Raw genomic sequence first — 16,650 nt, 5'->3', positions numbered from 1 at the left:
CGCGCTTCGCATCGCGGCGCGACGCACAGCCCCAAGGAGACGACACCCATGACGAAATCCGTCGCGTTCTATTTCGACGTCGGCAGCCCCGCCGCCTACCTGGCCGCCACGCAGCTGCCGCACGTGTGCGCCGACACCGGCGCCGAGCTGGTCTGGAAGCCCATGCTGCTGGGCGGCGTGTTCCAGGCCACGGGCAACCATTCGCCCGCCGAGATCAAGGCCAAGGGCCCGTACCTCACGACCGATCTGCAGCGCTTCGCCAGGCGCTACGGCGTGCCCTTCGTGCACAACCCGCACTTCCCGATCAACACGCTGCTGCTGATGCGCGGCGCCACCGGCGTGCAGATGCAGATGCCCGAGCGCTTCGGCGCCTACATCGACGCGGTGTTCCATGCAATGTGGGTCGAGCCGAAGAACCTCAACGACCCCGCGACCGTCGGCGCCGTCTTGCAAAATGCGGGCTTCGACGCTGCGGGCCTGCTCGCGCTGGCCGGCGCGCAGGAAGTGAAAGACCGCCTCAAGGCGGTCACGCAGGAGGCGGTGGAGCGCGGCGTGTTCGGCGCCCCCACCATGTTCGTCGGCGACCAGATGTTCTGGGGCCAGGACCGCCTCGATTTCGTCCGCGAATCGCTGATCTGATGCACACCCCCAGGCTTGCCCACTTCGTGTGGCCGCCAACCCCCTTGCAGGGGGCGACACCTGCGGCCCGGCAAAGCCGGTTCCGCGGTGTCTCCCGAAGGAGCCACGCTCGATGAGCGTGGCGTTGTCCATTTTTTGTTTCAAGGAAATCCCATGAGCGACATCCTCGTCCACACCGAAGCCGGCGTGATGACCATCACCTTCAACCGCGTCGACAAGAAGAACTCGATCACCAGCAGCATGTACGCCGCGCTGGCCGACGCGCTCGCCACGGCCGAGAGCGAAGCCGCCGTGCGCTGCGTGCTGATCCAGGGCGACCCGACGATCTTCAGCGCCGGCAACGACATCGGCGATTTCCTCAACGGCCCGGCCTCCACGCAGGAGTCGCCGGTGTTCCGCTTCCTGCGCGGCATCGCCACCTTCCCCAAGCCCATCGTCGCGGCCGTGTGCGGCCCGGCCGTGGGCATCGGCACCACGATGCTGTTCCACTGCGACCTCGTCTACGCGGGCGACAACGCGGCCTTCTCGATGCCCTTCGTCAACCTGGGCCTGTGCCCCGAGGCCGCATCGAGCCTGCTCGTGCCGCAGATGCTGGGCTACCACCGCGCCGCCGAAGCCCTGCTGCTGGGCGAGCCCTTCATGGCCGAGGCCGCGCTCGAAGTGGGCCTGGTCAACCGCGTGGTGCCGCCGACCGAAGCCAATGGCATCGCCCAGACGCAGGCGCGCAAGCTCGCGGCCAAGCCGCTGAGCGCGCTGATCGAAACCAAGCGCCTGCTGAAGAAGACGCAGATGCCCGCCGTGCTCGAACGCATGGGCGAAGAAGGCGCGAGCTTCGGTCGCATGCTGCGCGAGCCGGCCGCGAAGGAGGCTTTCGGTGCGTTCATGGAGAAGCGCAAGCCCGATTTCTCGAAGGTCTAAGCCTTCCGTGGACTTGCCTGCGGACGGTGGCTGCGTACACTGTTCCTCGTGCCTGCTCCAGACATCAACCCGCCCACAGCGCCCGCCACACGGGCGATGCGTGCTACTGAAAAAGTAGCATTCGGGCCGACGCGCCGGCATGCTTTGGGCTTACTCGCGGGCTCGCTCGCGGCGCCCTCGCTGGTGCTGGCGCGTGTGCGGCCGTTGCGCATCGGGGTCATCGGTTCGTGGTCGGGGCCTTATGCGGGCGGCGGGCGCCAGTTCGACGCCGGCATGGCGGTCTGGCTGGCCGACCACAAGCAGCAGATCGCGGGCCGGCCGGTGGAGCTGCTGCGCCGCGACGTGCCCGGCAGCGCGCCCGAACAGGCGCGGCGCCAGGCGCAGGACCTCATCGAGAGCGAGCGCGTCGACCTGCTCACGGGGCTGGACTTCAGCTCCAACGCCTACGCCGTCGGCACCGTCGCCACGCAGGCGCGCGTGCCGACCGTCATCATGAACGCCGCCTCCTCGGGCATCCCCGGGCGTTCGCCGTTCATGGTGCGGGTGTCGTTCACCATCGCGCAGGTCACGGCGCCGCTGGCGCGCTGGGCGCTGCAGCAGGGGCTGCGCGACGTGTGCACCGTGGTGGCCGACTACGCCTCGGGCGTGGACGCCGAGAGCGCCTTCGTCTCCGGCATCACCGCGGGCGGCGGGCGCGTGGGCGCGATGCTGCGCGTGCCGCTGAACACGCTCGACTATTCGGCCTACATGCTGCGCCTGCGCGAGCTCAAGCCGCAGGCCGTGTTCTTCTTCCTGCCCTCGGGCCAGATGCCCGCCATCTTCCTGAAGTTCTGGCGCGACCGCGGCATGGCCGACACCGGCATCCGCCTGCTCGCGACGGGCGACGCCACCGACGACCACTACCTGGACGGCATCGGCGAACTGGCCGAGGGGCTGGTCACCAGCCACCACTATTCCTTTGCCCACGAGTCGCCGGCCAATCGGCGTTTCGCGGGCGCCTTCGAGACCGAGTACGGCAGCCACCTGCGCCCGGGCTACTTCGCCGTGGCGGCGCACGACGGGCTCGCGGCCATCGACGCCGCGCTGAGCGCGCCGGGCGCGCGCGGCGGCAAGGCGGGCGTCGAGCGGCTGGTGGATGCGTTCCGCGGCCTGCGGCTGGACAGCCCGCGCGGGCCGGTCGAGATCGACGCCCACACGCGCGACGTGGTGCAGTCGGTCTACATCCGCCGCGTGGAGCGGCGCGACGCGCGCTGGATCAACCGCGAGTTCGAGTGCTTCGAGCGCGTGCGCGACGCCGGCATGGGCGTCGCCTGAAGGCGGCTCAGGCCGCCGGCTGTTCGATGGGACGGGGGCGGCCGTTGTCGTCTATCGCGACGTAGGTGAAGGTGGCCTGCGTCACCTTGATGTACTCGCCCTGGGCGCGGAAGCGCTCGGCGAACACCTCGACCGTCACGGTGATCGAGGTGCGGCCCAAGCGCACCAGCTTCGAATAGAACGAGAGGATGTCGCCCAGCCGCACCGGCTGCTTGAAGATGAACTCGTTGACCGCCACCGTCGCCTGGCGGCCCTTGGCGTAGCGCGCCGGGATCACCGAGCCGGCCAGGTCGCACTGCGCCATGACCCAGCCGCCGAAGATGTCGCCGTTGGCGTTGCAGTCGGCCGGCATCGGGATGACCTTGAGCACCAGCTCCATGTCGGTGGGCAGGCTCTTGAGGGTGGCGGCGGCGGCCGCTGCGGCGGAAGCGGCACTGGAAGGGGAGGACATGGGCACAATCTGAAGCAACAACAACACCCACGATTGTCCCCCATGCGCCGAAGCGGCGAAGCCCTTTCCTCCTCTCCCCATGCGCCCGGCGGCCATCCGCCCGCGCGCTCCGACCGTTCCGACTGGGCGACCCTGCGCCGCCTGTTTCCCTACCTCTGGCAGTACAAGTGGCGGGTGATCGCCGCGCTCGGCTTCATGATCGCGGCCAAGGTGGCGAACGTGGGCGTGCCGGTGCTGCTCAAGAACCTCGTCGACACGATGACGCCCAAGCCCGACATGGCGCAGGCGCTGCTCGTCGTGCCGATGGCGCTGCTGGTGGCCTACGGGCTGCTGCGCTTTTCGACCTCGCTCTTCAACGAGCTGCGCGAGCTGATCTTCGCCAAGGCCACCGAGGGCGCGGCGCGCAGCATCGCGCTGCAGGTGTTCGGCCACCTGCATGCGCTGAGCCTGCGCTTTCACCTGGAGCGCCAGACCGGCGGCATGACGCGTGACATCGAGCGCGGCACGCGCGGCGTGCATTCGCTCATTTCGATGTCGCTGTACAGCATCGTGCCCACCATCATCGAGCTGACGCTGGTGCTGACCATCCTGGGCGTGAAGTTCGACGCGCTGTTCGTGTGGATCACGGGCGCGGCGCTGGTGCTGTACATCGTCTTCACGGTCACCGTGACCGAGTGGCGCACCCAGTTCCGCCGCACCATGAACGAGCTCGACTCCATGGCCCAGAGCCGCGCGGTCGATTCGCTGCTGAACTACGAGACCGTCAAGTACTTCAACAACGAGGAGTTCGAGGCCAGGCGCTACGACGCCAGCCTCGACCGCTACCGCAAGGCCGCCATCAAGAGCCAGCGCACGCTGAGCATGCTCAACACCGGCCAGCAGCTGCTGATTGCCGTGAGCCTGGTGCTGATGCTGTGGCGCGCCACCTCGGGCGTGGTCGAAGGGCGCATGACGCTGGGCGACCTGGTGATGGTCAACGCCTTCATGATCCAGCTCTACATTCCGCTCAATTTCCTGGGCGTGATCTACCGCGAGATCAAGCAGAGCCTGACCGACCTGGACAAGATGTTCGTGCTGATGGAGAAGGAGCGCGAGGTGCGCGACGCGCCCGGCGCGCAGCCGCTGGCGGGCGCCGACTCGACCGTCCGCTTCGAGGACGTGAGCTTCGCCTACGAGCCCGATCGCCCGATCCTCAAGCACGTGAGCTTCGAGATCCCGGCCGGCAAGACGGTGGCGGTGGTCGGCCCCTCGGGCTCGGGCAAATCGACGCTGGCGCGCCTCTTGTACCGCTTCTACGACGTGCAGCAGGGCCGCATCACCATCGGCGGCGAAGACATCCGCGCCGTGCAGCAGGCCAGCGTGCGCCGCGCCATCGGCATCGTGCCGCAGGACACGGTGCTGTTCAACGACACGGTCGAATACAACATCGCCTACGGCCGCCCCGGCGCCACGCGCGACGAGGTCGAAGGGGCGGCGCGCGCCGCGCGCATCCACGACTTCATCGCCGCCACGCCCAAGGGCTACGAGACGACGGTGGGCGAGCGCGGCCTGAAGCTCTCGGGCGGCGAGAAGCAGCGCGTGGCCATCGCGCGCACGCTCTTGAAGAACCCGCCGATCGTGATCTTCGACGAGGCCACCTCGGCGCTCGACTCGGCCAACGAACGCGCGATCCAGTCCGAGCTGCGCAGCGCCGCGCAGGGCAAGACCACGCTGGTCATCGCGCACCGCCTCTCGACCGTGGTCGAGGCGCATGAGATCCTGGTGCTCGAGTCGGGCGTGATCGTCGAGCGCGGCACGCATGCCGATCTGCTGGCCCAGCAGGGCCGCTATGCCCAGATGTGGGCTTTGCAGAAGAGCGAAGCAGTGCCGATGCTCTAGCCCGATCATTCACCCCTTCTTTCTTTTCACCGACCCCAGGAGTTCAGACGTGTCGACCAAGATTCCCCTGCTGGTGCTCAACAGCCTCTCGAGCGCCCACCAGGCCCAGATTGCCGAGGTCTACGACATGACCTACGCCTTCGGCGACGCGCAGCGCGCCGCCGCCATCGCCGAGCACGGCCCCAAGTTCCGCGCGGTGCTGACCATCGGCGTCATCGGCCTCACGCCCGCCGAGATCGACGCCATGCCGGCGCTCGAACTGGTCTGCTGCATGGGCGCGGGCTACGAAGGCGTGCCGCTCGAGGTCACGCGCGCACGCGGCATCGCCACCGCCAACGGCGCGGGCACCAACGACGACTGCGTGGCCGACCATGCCTTCGGCCTGCTGATCAGCATCGTGCGCGAGTTCCGCACGCTCGACCGGCTGTGCCGCGAAGGCGTGTGGCGCGAAGCCATTCCGCAGCCGCCGAACGTGTCGGGCAAGAAGCTCGGCATCCTGGGGCTGGGCACCATCGGCCAGAAGATCGCCAAGCGCGCGGCGGCCTTCGACATGGAAATCGGCTATCACAACCGCAAGCCGCGCGAAGGCGCCACGCACCGCTACTTCGACGACCTGAAGTCGCTCGCCACCTGGGCCGACTTCCTGGTGCTGGCCGCGCCGGGCGGGCCGGCGACCAAGCACCTGGTCAACGCCGAGGTGCTCGACGCGCTGGGGCCGCAGGGTTATCTCGTGAGCATCGGCCGCGGCAGCGTGGTCGACACCCAGGCGCTGGCGAAGGCGCTGCGCGAGTGCCGCATCGCGGGCGCGGGCCTGGACGTGTACGAGAGCGAACCCAAGCGCCCCGAGCCGCTCATCGGTCTGGACAACGTGCTGCTCACGCCGCACATGGCGGGCTGGTCGCCCGAGGCCACGCAGAAGTCGGTGGACCACTTCCTTGCGAACGCCCAAGGGCACTTCGCGGGGCGCGGCGTGCTCACGCCGATCTGATCAGAACCGATCAGGACAGGGCCGGCGGGCGCCGCGCCGCCCAGCCGCAGGCCTGGTCGTAGGCATGGCCCAGCCGCAGCACGTCGAGGTCGGCATGGATCGGCCCCGCCAGCTGCAGCCCCATCGGCAGCCCGCCGTCGCCGAAGCCCGCACGCACGTTGAGCGTGGGCAGGCCCGCCAGCGTGAAGGGCGTGACGATCTCCATCCAGCGGTGGTAGGTGTCGCTCTTCACGCCGTTCACCTCGGCCGGCCAGTGCAGCTCGGCATCGAACGGGAACACCTGCGCCGTCGGCGCGACCACGAAGTCGAAGCGCTCGAAGAGCTTCAGGAACGCGCGGTACACGTTCGAGCGGTAGTGCGAGGCCTGGTACAGCGAGGCGGCGTCCAGGTGCCGGCTCTGCTCGATCTCCCATTGCGCCTCGGGCTTGAGCTGGGCGAACAGCTTCGGGTCGCTCAGGTAGGCGCCGAGCTTGCCGCCCACCAGCAGTTGCCTCAATCGCAGCCAGGCGCTCCAGTTGTGCTCGCGCGGCACGTCCAGCGTGCAGGGCTCGACCTCGCAGCCGATGGTGCGGAAGGTGCCGAGCGCCTGCTCGCCGAGTTCGCGCACGCCCGGCGCCAGCGGCAGCTCGGGCCAGAGGCTGCCGAGCCAGCCGATGCGCAGGCCGCGGCCGTCGCCGTCCAGCTGCAGGTCGTCGGGCGAGGGCAGGGCGTGCGGCGACGACAGCGGCACGCGCGTGTCGAAACCCGCCTGCACGGCCAGCAGCCGGGCCGTGTCTTCCACGGTGCGGCCCATCGGGCCCTCGCAGCCCAGCTGCTGGAAGAAGAGTTCCTGCTCCGGGTCGCCGGGCACGCGGCCGCGTGACGGGCGCAGGCCGATCACGTTGTTGAAGGCGGCGGGGTTGCGCAGCGATCCCATCATGTCGCTGCCGTCGGCCACGGGCAGCATGCCCAGGGCCAGCGCCACGGCCGCGCCGCCGCTGCTGCCGCCCGCGCTGCGGTCGGACGCGTAGGCATTGCGCGTGACGCCGAACACCGTGTTGTAGGTGTGCGAGCCGAGCCCGAACTCGGGCGTGTTGGTCTTGCCGATGACCACGGCGCCGGCCGCGCGCATGCGCGCCACATGCAGGCTGTCGGTGCGCGCGGGCGAACGCGGCGACAGCGGCGAGCCCATCGTGGTCGGCAGGCCGGCGGCGTGGCTCAGGTCTTTCACGGCCAGCGGAAAGCCGTGCATCCAGCCGCGCCGTTCGCCGCGCGCCAGCTCGGCGTCGCGTTCGTCGGCCTCGGCCAGCAGTTGGGCCGCATCGCGCAGGGAGACGATGGCGTTGAAGCGCGGGTTGAGCGCATCGATGCGGGCGAGCGACGCCTGCATCACCTCGCGGCAGGACACGTCGCGGGCCGCGATCTTGCGCGAAAGTTCGGTGGCGCTGAGCTCAGGCAGGTCGTCGAAAGGCATGGCGCATGCGGGAAAAGGAGGGGGCGCCCAGTATGGCGCGGCGCTCGCATAATCGCCGCGTATGGAAACAAAGTGGCTCGAAGACTTCATCAGCTTGGCGGAAACCCGCAGCTTCAGCCGCTCGGCCCAGTTGAGGCACGTGACGCAGCCGGCGTTCTCGCGGCGCATCCAGGCGCTCGAGGGATGGGCCGGCACCGACCTGGTCGACCGCAGCTCCTACCCCACGCGCCTCACGCCCGCGGGCCAGACGCTGTACAGCCAGGCCATCGAGATGCTGCAGTCGCTGCAGAGCACGCGCGCCATGCTGCGCGGCCACTCGGCCGCCGGCCAGGACGTGATCGAGATCGCCGTGCCGCACACGCTGGCCTTCACCTTCTTCCCCTCGTGGGTCACCAGCCTGCGCGAGCACTTCGGGCCGATCAAGAGCCGGCTCATCGCGCTCAACGTGCATGACGCGGTGCTGCGGCTGGTCGAGGGCAGCTGCGATCTGCTCATTGCCTACCACCACCCCTCGCAGCCGCTGCAGCTGGACGCCACCAAGTACGAGATGGTCAGCCTGGGCGAGGAAACCGTCGCCCCCTGGGTCAAGGCCGATGCCGAGGGCGCGCCGCGCTACCGGCTGCCGGGCCGCCCGGGCCAGCCGTTGCCCTACCTGGGCTATGCGCCGGGCGCCTACCTCGGGCGCGTGGTCGACCAGCTGCTGAAAGAGTCGGGCACCGCCATCCACCTGGACCGCGTCTACGAGACCGACATGGCCGAAGGCCTGAAGGTGATGGCGCTCGAAGGCCACGGCATCGCCTTCCTGCCGCAGAGCGCGGTGCGCAAGGAGATCAAGGCGCGCAAGCTGGTGAGCGCGCTGCCGCCCGAGATCGACAGCCTGGAGGCCAAGATGGAAATCCGCGCCTACCGCGAGCGGCCCACCGCGCCGGTCCCGGTGAAGGGCGGCGCCGGCCGCTCGGCGGCCCGGGCCGGGCTGTCCGAAAGCCTGCAGCCCAAGCGCACGGCCGACGCCCTGTGGTCCTACCTGGTTGGAACCCAGCCGCCGCAGTGAGCGGGCGAGTGTGAATGGTGAACGGTTGTGGATTTGTGCGCTGCACAATCTATAAGCACCACGCATACGACCCCCCGCAATCAGCATTGGCGGCCCGGCCACGGCGCCACTACAGTCGCGGCAGTTTTTTTCGGCCGTTGCACGCCGGGGATCGCCGGTCGCTGCTTGCACCACGCACACAGCCGCTCCAACGCGGGCACAAAGGCTGCTTAGTGAAAGTCGGACAATGCGAAATGTCTGGATTGCACCAGGCTGGCGCCCCGATGGGCGCAGCCGGTGCGAGGCGGGCGGCGATGCCCGTGGAATGCACCGGGTTGGTCCGGGTATCCCGCAAAATGCGAGTGTCTAGAATTTCGTTCTATTTGTTTCAGTCACCCTCAGGAGCTTTTCGTATGAAAAAACAAGTATTGGCATTGGCTGTCGCAGCGCTCGCCACCAGCGGCGCCTTTGCACAGGCCAATGACACCCTGGCCAAGATCAAGGCCTCGGGCACCATCACCGAAGGCGTGCGTGAGTCCTCCGGCCTTTCGTACACGCTCGGCAATGGCCAGTACACCGGCTTCCACTACGACGTCTGCGCCAACATCATCAAGGACCTGGAGAAGGCCGCCGGCAAGAAGCTCGAAGTCAAGTACCAGCCCGTGACTTCGCAGAACCGCATCCCCCTCGTGCAGAACGGCACCGTGGACATCGAGTGCGGCTCCACCACCAACAACGCCACCCGCCAGAAGGACGTGGCTTTCGGCGTGACCACTTACGTCGAAGAAACCAAGATCGTCGTCAAGGCCAACTCGGGCATCAACTCGCTGGCCGACCTGAAGGACAAGACGGTCGCCACCACCACCGGCACCACGCCGCTGCAGACCGTGCGCAAGCAAAAGCGCGCCGAGAACCTGACCTTCAAGGAGGTCTACGGCAAGGACCACTCCGACAGCTTCCTGCTGCTGGAAACCGGCCGTGCCGACGCCTTCGTGATGGACGGCTCGATCCTGGCTGCCCTGGCCGCCAAGTCGAAGTCGCCCAAGGACTACAAGATCCTGAACGACGTGCTGGCCGTGGAGCCCATCGCCATCATGATCCGCAAGGACGACCCGGCCTTCAAGAAGGCCGTGGACGACAGCATCAAGGCACAGGCCAAGTCGGGCGAACTCGCCAAGCTGTATGACAAGTGGTTCCTCAAGCCGATTCCCCCGGCCAACGTGACCATCAACCTGCCGCTGGGCGAAGCCACCAAGAACGCGTGGGCCAACCCGAACGACAAGCCGGCCGAAGAGTACGTCACCAAGGAATAAGCGCGCGTCGCTGCGTGAATGGACGCCCACCTTTCGCGGTGGGCGTTTCTTTTCAAGGGACGGTTTTTCGAAAAGAAGCTGAAGGAGTAAACACACATGGGAAACTGGGATTGGCAGGTCTTCCTGCAAGACCCCGGGGGGGAATATCCGAGCTACCTGCAATGGATGCTCTCGGCCTGGGGCTGGACCGTGTCGGTCGCGCTGCTGGCGCTGATCGTCGCGCTGGTGCTGGGCTCGCTGATCGGCATCATCCGCACGCTGCCCGACAGTCCGTGGCTGGTGCGCTTCGGCAATGCATGGGTGGAGCTCTTTCGCAACATCCCGCTGCTGGTGCAGATCTTCCTCTGGTACCACGTGATTCCGGCGCTCATCCCCGTGATGAAGGGCGTGCCGAGCTTCATCCTCGTGGTGCTGGCACTGGGCTTCTTCACCTCGGCGCGTATCGCCGAGCAGGTGCGCTCCGGCATCCAGGCGCTGCCCAAGGGCCAGCGCTACGCGGGCATGGCGGTGGGTTTCACCACGCCGCAGTACTACCGCTACGTGATCCTGCCGATGGCGTACCGCATCATCATCCCGCCGCTCACGAGCGAGACGATGAACATCTTCAAGAACTCGTCCGTCGCGTTCGCCGTGTCGGTCACCGAACTCACCATGTTCGCCATGCAGGCGCAGGAAGAAACCTCGCGCGGCATCGAGGTCTACCTGGCGGTGACGGCGTGCTACGTGGTGTCGGCCCTGGCCATCAACCGGCTCATGGCGTTCATCGAGAAGAAGACCCGCGTGCCGGGCTTCATCGTCTCGGCCAGCGCTGGCGGCGGAGGACACTGACATGATGAATCTCGACCTGTCCTTCTACAACTGGGACGTCATCAGCAACTTCGTCATCAAGGGCTTCTACTTCAGCATCATGCTGACGGTGGTGGCCACCATTGGTGGCGTGATCTTCGGCACGATCCTGGCGCTCATGCGCCTGTCGGGCAAGAAGTGGCTCGATGCGCCCGCGGCGCTGTACGTCAACGGCATGCGAAGCATCCCGCTGGTGATGGTGATCCTGTGGTTCTTCCTGCTGGTGCCGGCGTCGTTCTATTCGATGTTCGGTTCGCTCGGCTCGAACTACCGCTCCGAGATTTCGGCGGTGATCACCTTCGTGGCGTTCGAGGCGGCCTACTTCTCCGAGATCATGCGCGCGGGCATCCAGTCGATCCCGCGCGGCCAGGTGAACGCGGGCCAGGCGGTGGGCATGACCTACGGCCAGAACATGCGTCTCGTGGTGCTGCCGCAGGCCTTCCGCAACATGCTGCCGGTGCTGCTCACGCAGACCATCATCCTGTTCCAGGACACCTCGCTGGTCTACGCCATCGGCGCCTACGACATGCTCAAGGGCTTCGAAACGGCCGGCAAGAACTTCGGCCGTCCGATCGAGGCCTACCTGCTGGCGGCGGTCGTGTACTTCGCCATGTGCTACGCCCTTTCCTGGCTGGTGAAGCGCCTGCACAAGAAAATCGCCATCATTCGCTGATTGAGTGGCTGAACTGAACCGGAGAGAAACAAATGTCCGAAAAAATGATTGAAATCAAGAACGTCTCCAAGTGGTACGGCCCGGTGCAGGTGCTCAACGACTGCTCGGTGAACATCTCCAAGGGCGACGTGGTGGTGGTGTGCGGCCCGTCGGGTTCCGGCAAGTCCACGCTCATCAAGACCGTGAACGCGCTCGAGCCCTTCCAGAAGGGCGAGATCACCGTCAACGGCATTCCGCTGCACGACCCCAAGACCAACCTGCCCAAGCTGCGCTCCAAGGTCGGCATGGTGTTCCAGCACTTCGAGCTGTTCCCGCACCTGTCGGTGACCGAGAACCTCACGATCGCGCAGATCAAGGTGCTGGGCCGCACGCCCGACGAAGCCAAGACCCGCGGACTGAAGATGCTCGACCGCGTGGGCCTGATGGCGCACAAGGACAAGTTCCCCGGCCAGCTGTCGGGCGGCCAGCAGCAGCGCGTGGCGATCGCCCGTGCGCTGTCGATGGACCCGATCGTGATGCTGTTCGACGAACCCACCTCGGCGCTCGATCCCGAGATGGTTGGCGAAGTGCTCGACGTGATGGTGAGCCTGGCCAAGGAAGGCATGACCATGATGGTGGTCACGCACGAAATGGCCTTCGCCCGCAAGGTCGCGAGCCGCGTGATCTTCATCGACGTGGGCGGCAAGATCCTCGAAGACTGCCCGAAGGACGAGTTCTTCAACCACCCGGAGAACCGTCAGCCGCGCACCAAGGACTTCCTGAACAAGATCCTGCAGCACTGATTCGCTGCCGCACCCAAACAAAAAGCCACGCTGTCCGCAGCGTGGCTTTTTTTCATGGGCGCGCTTTGTTCAGGGCAGCCGCGCGATGTGCTCCGTCAGCAGGTCGAAGAAGCCCTGCGCCTCCCCGTCGATGATCCACTGCACGTTGGCGGGCCGCTTCAGGCTGCCGTGCCAGTCGGCCACGGTCTGGCCGAAGCCCATGCCTTCGCGGCTGTCGATCTCGACGTGGATGCGGCGGCCCTGGAACAGGTCGGGGCGCAGTAGGTAGGCCGTGACGGTGGCGTCGTGCACCGGGCCGCCCGGCATGCCGTAGTGGGCCATCTCCTGCGGCGCGTAGGCGTCGAGGATGTCGGCGACGATCGCGCCGGCGCGGTTGCCCAGCTGGCGCAGCCGCGCGATGCGCGCGTCGCTCGTGAGGATCTTGTGCGTCACGTCCAGCGGCAGCATCGTGATCGGCACCCCGCTCTTGAGTACCGCCTCGGCCGCATGCGGATCGGCGAACACGTTGAACTCCGCCACCGGCGTGATGTTGCCGCCGTTGAAATGCGCGCCGGCCATGAGCACCAGCTCGCGCAGCCCGCGCACGATGTCGGGCGCCTGTTCGAGCGCCAGTGCGAGGTTGGTCTGCGGGCCGAGCATGGCGAGCGTCACGCTGTGCTCGGGCGCAGCGCGCAGCGTGCGCACGAGGTAGTCGACGGCATGGCCTTCGGCCAGCGGTACGGCGGGCTCGTGCACGGCCACGCCCGTGAGGCCTTCTCGGCCGTGGATGTTGGCGGCGTAGATGGGTGTGCGCTGCAGGGGCCGCTCGGCGCCGGCGTAGACCGGAAGCTCCGGCCGTCCGGCCCATTCGCAGGCCAGGCGCGCGTTGCGCGAGGTCTTGGCCAGGGGAACATTGCCCGCCACCGTGGTCAGCGCCTGAATCGCCAGCGATTCGGGCGCCGCCAGGGCGAACAGCAGCGCGATCACGTCGTCCGCGCCGGGGTCCGTGTCGATGATCAGGGTGTGCATGGCGACATTGTCATGCCGCCCCGATCCACCGATGGCAACGCGCGGCTTACTTCGCGCGCGCGGCGATGGCCTTCTCGGCCTTGGCCACCAGGTCGACGCCGACGGTCGACTTCCACTTGTCGTACACCGGGCGCGTGGCCTTCACGAAGGCGTCGCGCTCGGCCGGCGTGAGGTTGGTCACCGTCACGCCCATGGCCGCGATGTCCTTCAGCACGGGCTTGTCGGCTTCGACCAGGCCCTTGCGCGCGATGGCGATTTCCTGCTTGCCGGCATCGAGCGCGGCCTGGCGCACGATGGCCTGGTCGGCCGGCGTCCACGAGGCCCAGATTTCCTTGTTCACGACGAACACCAGCGGGTCGGCCACGTAGCCCCAGGTGGTGACGAACTTCTGGCCCACCGTGTGCATCTTGAGCACCGTGAACAGGAACAGCGGGTTCTCCTGGCCGTCGACCGCGCCGCTGGCGAGCGCGGGCTGCGCGTCGGCCCAGCTCATCTGCGTGGGGTTGGCGCCCAGCGCGGTGAGCATGTCGGAGTAGATGGGCGAGCCCACCACGCGGATCTTCATGCCCTTGATGTCGGCCGGCGACTTGATCGGCTTCTTCGAGTTGGTGATTTCGCGGAAGCCGTTCTCTCCCCAGGCAAGCGGCACCACGCCGGCCTTGTCGAGCGTCTTGAACATGTCCTTGCCCACCTCGCCCTGCGTGAGCGCGTCGATGGCCGCGTAGTCGGGCATCAGGAAGGGCATGGAGAACAGGTTGAGCTGCTTCACTTGCGGCGACCAGTTGATGGTCGAGCCCACCGCCATGTCGATCACACCCTGGCGCAGCGCGCTGAACTCGCGCGTCTGGTCGCCTTGAATGAGCGACACGCCGGGGTACAGCTTGATGTTGATGCGGCCCTGGGTGCGTTCCTTCACGAGGTCGGCCCAGATCTTCCCGGCCTGGCCCCACGGCGTGGGCGGGCCCAGCACCAGCGACATCTTGTACTCGGGCTTGTAGGTGGCCTGCGCCATTGCGCCGGTCGAGAACAGGCCGAGCGTGGCGGCGACGGCGGCAAGGCCCAGCAGGGTGCGGCGGAATTTCATGAGAGAGGTCTCCTCTTTGTCTGTCGATGGATCGAAAAAATCAGTAGCCCAGCTTGCGCGGCAGCCAGAGCGCGAGTTCGGGGAAGGCGATCACCAGTACCATCACCACGAACATCGAGAACAGCATCCAGCCCACCCACTGCACGGTTTCTTCCATGCGCACCTTGGCGATGCGGCACGAGACCATGAGGTTGACGGCCAGCGGCGGCGTGAACTGGCCCAGCGCCACCTTCAGCGTGAGGATCACGCCGAACCACACCGGGTCCCACTTGTAGTGCTGCACGATGGGCAGCAACAGCGGCACGAAGATCAGGAAGATCGACACGCCGTCCAGGAACATGCCCACGGTGATCAGCAGCAGGATCAGGAGCGCCAGGATGCCGTACTCGCCCAGCCCCGAATTCACGATGGCGCGCGTGACCGGATCGATGACACCCAGCGTGGAAAGCGAGTACGCGAAGATGCCCGCCAGCGACACCACCAGCAGGATCACCGCCGACAGCTCGCCCGATTCGCGCAGGATCACGAACAGGTCGCGCACCTTGATCGTCCGGTGGATGCACATGCCCACGAACAGGCCGTAGAACACGGCGACCACGGCCGCCTCGGTCGGCGTGAACCAGCCCGCGCGCATGCCGCCCAGAATGAGCACCGGCGCCGCCAGGCCCCAGATCGCTTCGCGAAAGCTCTTCCAGAACGGCGGGCGCGGCAGCGTCGATTCGAGCGCGCCCATCTTGTGCTTGCGCGCCAGCCACACGGCCGGAATCATCAGCGCCAGGCCGGCCATCACGCCGGGGATCATGCCGGCCGCGAACAGCGCTGGCACCGAGGCGCCGGGCACCAGCACCGAGTACACGATGAACGCGACCGAGGGCGGAATCAGGATGTCGGTGGCCGCCGCGGCACCCACCACGCTGGCCGAGTAGGCGGCCGGATAGCCGGCGCGGCTCATGGCGGCGATCATCACCGCGCCCACGGCGGCGGCGTTGGCCGGGCCCGAGCCCGAGATGCCGCCCAGGAACATGGCCACCGCAATCGCCACCAGCGGCAGCATGCCGGGGCCGCGGCCCACGATGGCGATGGCGAAGTTGACCAGCCTCAGTGCCACGCCCGAGCGGTCGAAGATGGAGCCGACCAGCACGAACATCGGAATCGCCAGCAGCGGGTACTTGCCCAGGCCGGCGTAGAAGTTCTGCGGCACGGCCAGCAGGCCGAACCACTGCGCGTCGGCGTTGGCCAGCGCAATGCAGGCGGCGCCCGCCAGACCGAGCGCGGCGCCGATGGGCACGCCCACCAGCATCATCACGACGAAGGCGACGAAGAGCAGGGTGGCGATCACTTGGCGTCGCCCTTCTTGTTGCTGTTGCCGTCGTCTGACTTGTAGTTCGTCTTGCGGCCCCGGCGGACCATGAGGCCGATGGCACGCCCCGCGATCGCGAACGACACGATGGGCAGCCAGATCGAATACCACCAGGCGGGCAGGCCGATGCCGGGCGTGGTTTCCTCGAAGCGGTAGTCGTCCCAGACCATGCGGATGCTGAGCGCGCCGATCAGCGCGAACAGGATGGCGATCATCAGCGCACCGAACTGCGCCAGGCGCTTGCGCCGCGCCATGGAGCCGCTTTCCGAGAAGTACTCGATGCGGATGTGCCGGTCGCGCGCCACGGCGGCCGAGCCGGCCACCAGCGCCAGCATGATCATGAGGAACACCGAGAACTCTTCCGTCCACGCGAAGGACGAGTCGGTGAAGTAGCGCACGATGACGTTGGCAAACGTGATGAGCGCCAGCGCGCCCATGATGAGGACCGTGAGCCAGTCTTCGATGGCGAGGGGAACCTTGGTGGGTTCGTCGGCGGCTTCGATGTCGGGGGGGAGGGGACTGGCGGCGTCCAGCGTGGGGCCGGACTCGGGAGGAGTTGTCATCGCAGGAAAGGGCAGCTGAGGCAGGCGCCAGGTCACCGGGCGGACGCCAGGACGCGATCCGTACACCTTGACAGGCGAGCAGCGCTCGATGCTAGGGGGTCAATGACCATTCATATATCGGGGGTTTCCTTAGCTGTGGCGGCTGGTTGACTGCCTCTTCGCGGCCTTTGTTCGGGGCGCTGTTGTCGGGGGCGCGTGCACAGGTCACCGGGTACTCCCCTCCGCGAATGTCCCCCGCCCTTCGGGCTCCTCCTTGATTTCGCTGCGAGGAGCACCCGATGCCCTGCGCACGATGAGTGCGGCTGTGGCGTTGGCGGTTCGACCGCTGCGGCGGATTGCAGATGGATGTG

At 67.3% G+C, this 16,650-nt stretch carries 16 protein-coding genes; 10 read left to right on the top strand and 6 right to left on the bottom strand.

What is annotated here, in order from left to right:
- Nucleotides 1-48: 48 nt before the first annotated feature.
- The 3 genes from VBO01S_RS04470 (at nt 49) to VBO01S_RS04460 (ending at nt 2,871) form a co-directional block, all read left to right on the top strand.
- Nucleotides 49-639 (top strand): 2-hydroxychromene-2-carboxylate isomerase, encoded by a 591-nt coding sequence (locus tag VBO01S_RS04470; RefSeq protein ID WP_062471074.1) that lies wholly within the window; start codon nt 49-51, stop codon nt 637-639.
- 153 nt (nt 640-792) lie between these two features.
- On the top strand, nt 793-1,557 hold the full coding sequence (locus VBO01S_RS04465; protein WP_062471072.1) for an enoyl-CoA hydratase: 765 nt from the start codon (nt 793-795) through the stop codon (nt 1,555-1,557).
- Between the two features lie 195 nt (nt 1,558-1,752).
- Complete coding sequence (locus tag VBO01S_RS04460) at nt 1,753-2,871, top strand: ABC transporter substrate-binding protein (protein WP_062471210.1); 1,119 nt, start codon at nt 1,753-1,755, stop codon at nt 2,869-2,871.
- A 7-nt stretch (nt 2,872-2,878) separates the two neighbouring features.
- Here VBO01S_RS04460 and VBO01S_RS04455 read toward each other — a convergent pair whose 3' ends face one another.
- Entirely contained in the window at nt 2,879-3,322 is a 444-nt protein-coding gene (locus VBO01S_RS04455; RefSeq protein ID WP_062471071.1) for an acyl-CoA thioesterase, read from the bottom strand.
- A gap of 42 nt (nt 3,323-3,364) precedes the next feature.
- On the opposite strand from VBO01S_RS04455, the gene VBO01S_RS04450 reads away from it, so the two are divergent.
- Complete coding sequence (locus VBO01S_RS04450) at nt 3,365-5,200, top strand: ABCB family ABC transporter ATP-binding protein/permease (protein ID WP_062471068.1); 1,836 nt, start codon at nt 3,365-3,367, stop codon at nt 5,198-5,200.
- Between the two features lie 49 nt (nt 5,201-5,249).
- Nucleotides 5,250-6,188 (top strand): 2-hydroxyacid dehydrogenase, encoded by a 939-nt coding sequence (locus VBO01S_RS04445; RefSeq protein ID WP_062471066.1) that lies wholly within the window; start codon nt 5,250-5,252, stop codon nt 6,186-6,188.
- Nucleotides 6,189-6,198: 10 nt separating this feature from the next.
- Here VBO01S_RS04445 and VBO01S_RS04440 read toward each other — a convergent pair whose 3' ends face one another.
- Nucleotides 6,199-7,641, bottom strand: coding sequence for an amidase (locus VBO01S_RS04440; protein ID WP_062471063.1), 1,443 nt, complete (start codon nt 7,639-7,641; stop codon nt 6,199-6,201).
- 61 nt (nt 7,642-7,702) lie between these two features.
- Here VBO01S_RS04440 and VBO01S_RS04435 point away from each other — a divergent pair, with 61 nt between their 5' ends.
- The 5 genes from VBO01S_RS04435 (at nt 7,703) to VBO01S_RS04415 (ending at nt 12,285) form a co-directional block, all read left to right on the top strand.
- The gene (locus VBO01S_RS04435; protein ID WP_062471061.1) at nt 7,703-8,692 is read left to right on the top strand and encodes a LysR substrate-binding domain-containing protein; all 990 of its coding nucleotides are present in this window, start codon (nt 7,703-7,705) and stop codon (nt 8,690-8,692) included.
- 392 nt (nt 8,693-9,084) lie between these two features.
- Nucleotides 9,085-9,984, top strand: a complete 900-nt coding sequence (locus VBO01S_RS04430; RefSeq protein WP_062471058.1) for an amino acid ABC transporter substrate-binding protein — start codon at nt 9,085-9,087, stop codon at nt 9,982-9,984.
- A gap of 96 nt (nt 9,985-10,080) precedes the next feature.
- The gene (locus VBO01S_RS04425) at nt 10,081-10,812 is read left to right on the top strand and encodes an amino acid ABC transporter permease (RefSeq protein ID WP_062471055.1); all 732 of its coding nucleotides are present in this window, start codon (nt 10,081-10,083) and stop codon (nt 10,810-10,812) included.
- A 1-nt stretch (nt 10,813) separates the two neighbouring features.
- Nucleotides 10,814-11,503 (top strand): amino acid ABC transporter permease, encoded by a 690-nt coding sequence (locus VBO01S_RS04420; RefSeq protein ID WP_062471052.1) that lies wholly within the window; start codon nt 10,814-10,816, stop codon nt 11,501-11,503.
- Nucleotides 11,504-11,547: 44 nt separating this feature from the next.
- Entirely contained in the window at nt 11,548-12,285 is a 738-nt protein-coding gene (locus VBO01S_RS04415; protein ID WP_056576214.1) for an amino acid ABC transporter ATP-binding protein, read from the top strand.
- Between the two features lie 69 nt (nt 12,286-12,354).
- Here the strand turns inward: VBO01S_RS04415 and VBO01S_RS04410 are convergent, their stop codons facing one another.
- From VBO01S_RS04410 to VBO01S_RS04395, 4 genes are read right to left on the bottom strand one after another with little or no spacing between them, the layout of a single operon-like run.
- Entirely contained in the window at nt 12,355-13,293 is a 939-nt protein-coding gene (locus tag VBO01S_RS04410; protein ID WP_062471049.1) for a nucleoside hydrolase, read from the bottom strand.
- 46 nt (nt 13,294-13,339) lie between these two features.
- Nucleotides 13,340-14,377 carry a DctP family TRAP transporter solute-binding subunit gene (locus tag VBO01S_RS04405; protein WP_062471046.1) on the bottom strand — a complete coding sequence of 346 codons (1,038 nt, stop codon included), beginning with the start codon at nt 14,375-14,377 and terminating at the stop codon, nt 13,340-13,342.
- 40 nt (nt 14,378-14,417) lie between these two features.
- Nucleotides 14,418-15,716 (bottom strand): TRAP transporter large permease, encoded by a 1,299-nt coding sequence (locus VBO01S_RS04400; RefSeq protein WP_062471043.1) that lies wholly within the window; start codon nt 15,714-15,716, stop codon nt 14,418-14,420.
- Complete coding sequence (locus VBO01S_RS04395) at nt 15,713-16,300, bottom strand: TRAP transporter small permease (protein WP_062471207.1); 588 nt, start codon at nt 16,298-16,300, stop codon at nt 15,713-15,715. The genes VBO01S_RS04400 and VBO01S_RS04395 overlap by 4 nt, the downstream gene beginning before the upstream one ends.
- Between the last annotated feature and the right edge of the window lie 350 nt (nt 16,301-16,650).

The organism is Variovorax boronicumulans NBRC 103145 (genome assembly GCF_001591345.1).
Classification (GTDB): domain Bacteria; phylum Pseudomonadota; class Gammaproteobacteria; order Burkholderiales; family Burkholderiaceae_C; genus Variovorax; species Variovorax boronicumulans.
The sequence above is the reverse complement of the archived record's forward strand: the minus strand, read 5'-3'. Positions and strand labels throughout refer to the sequence as shown.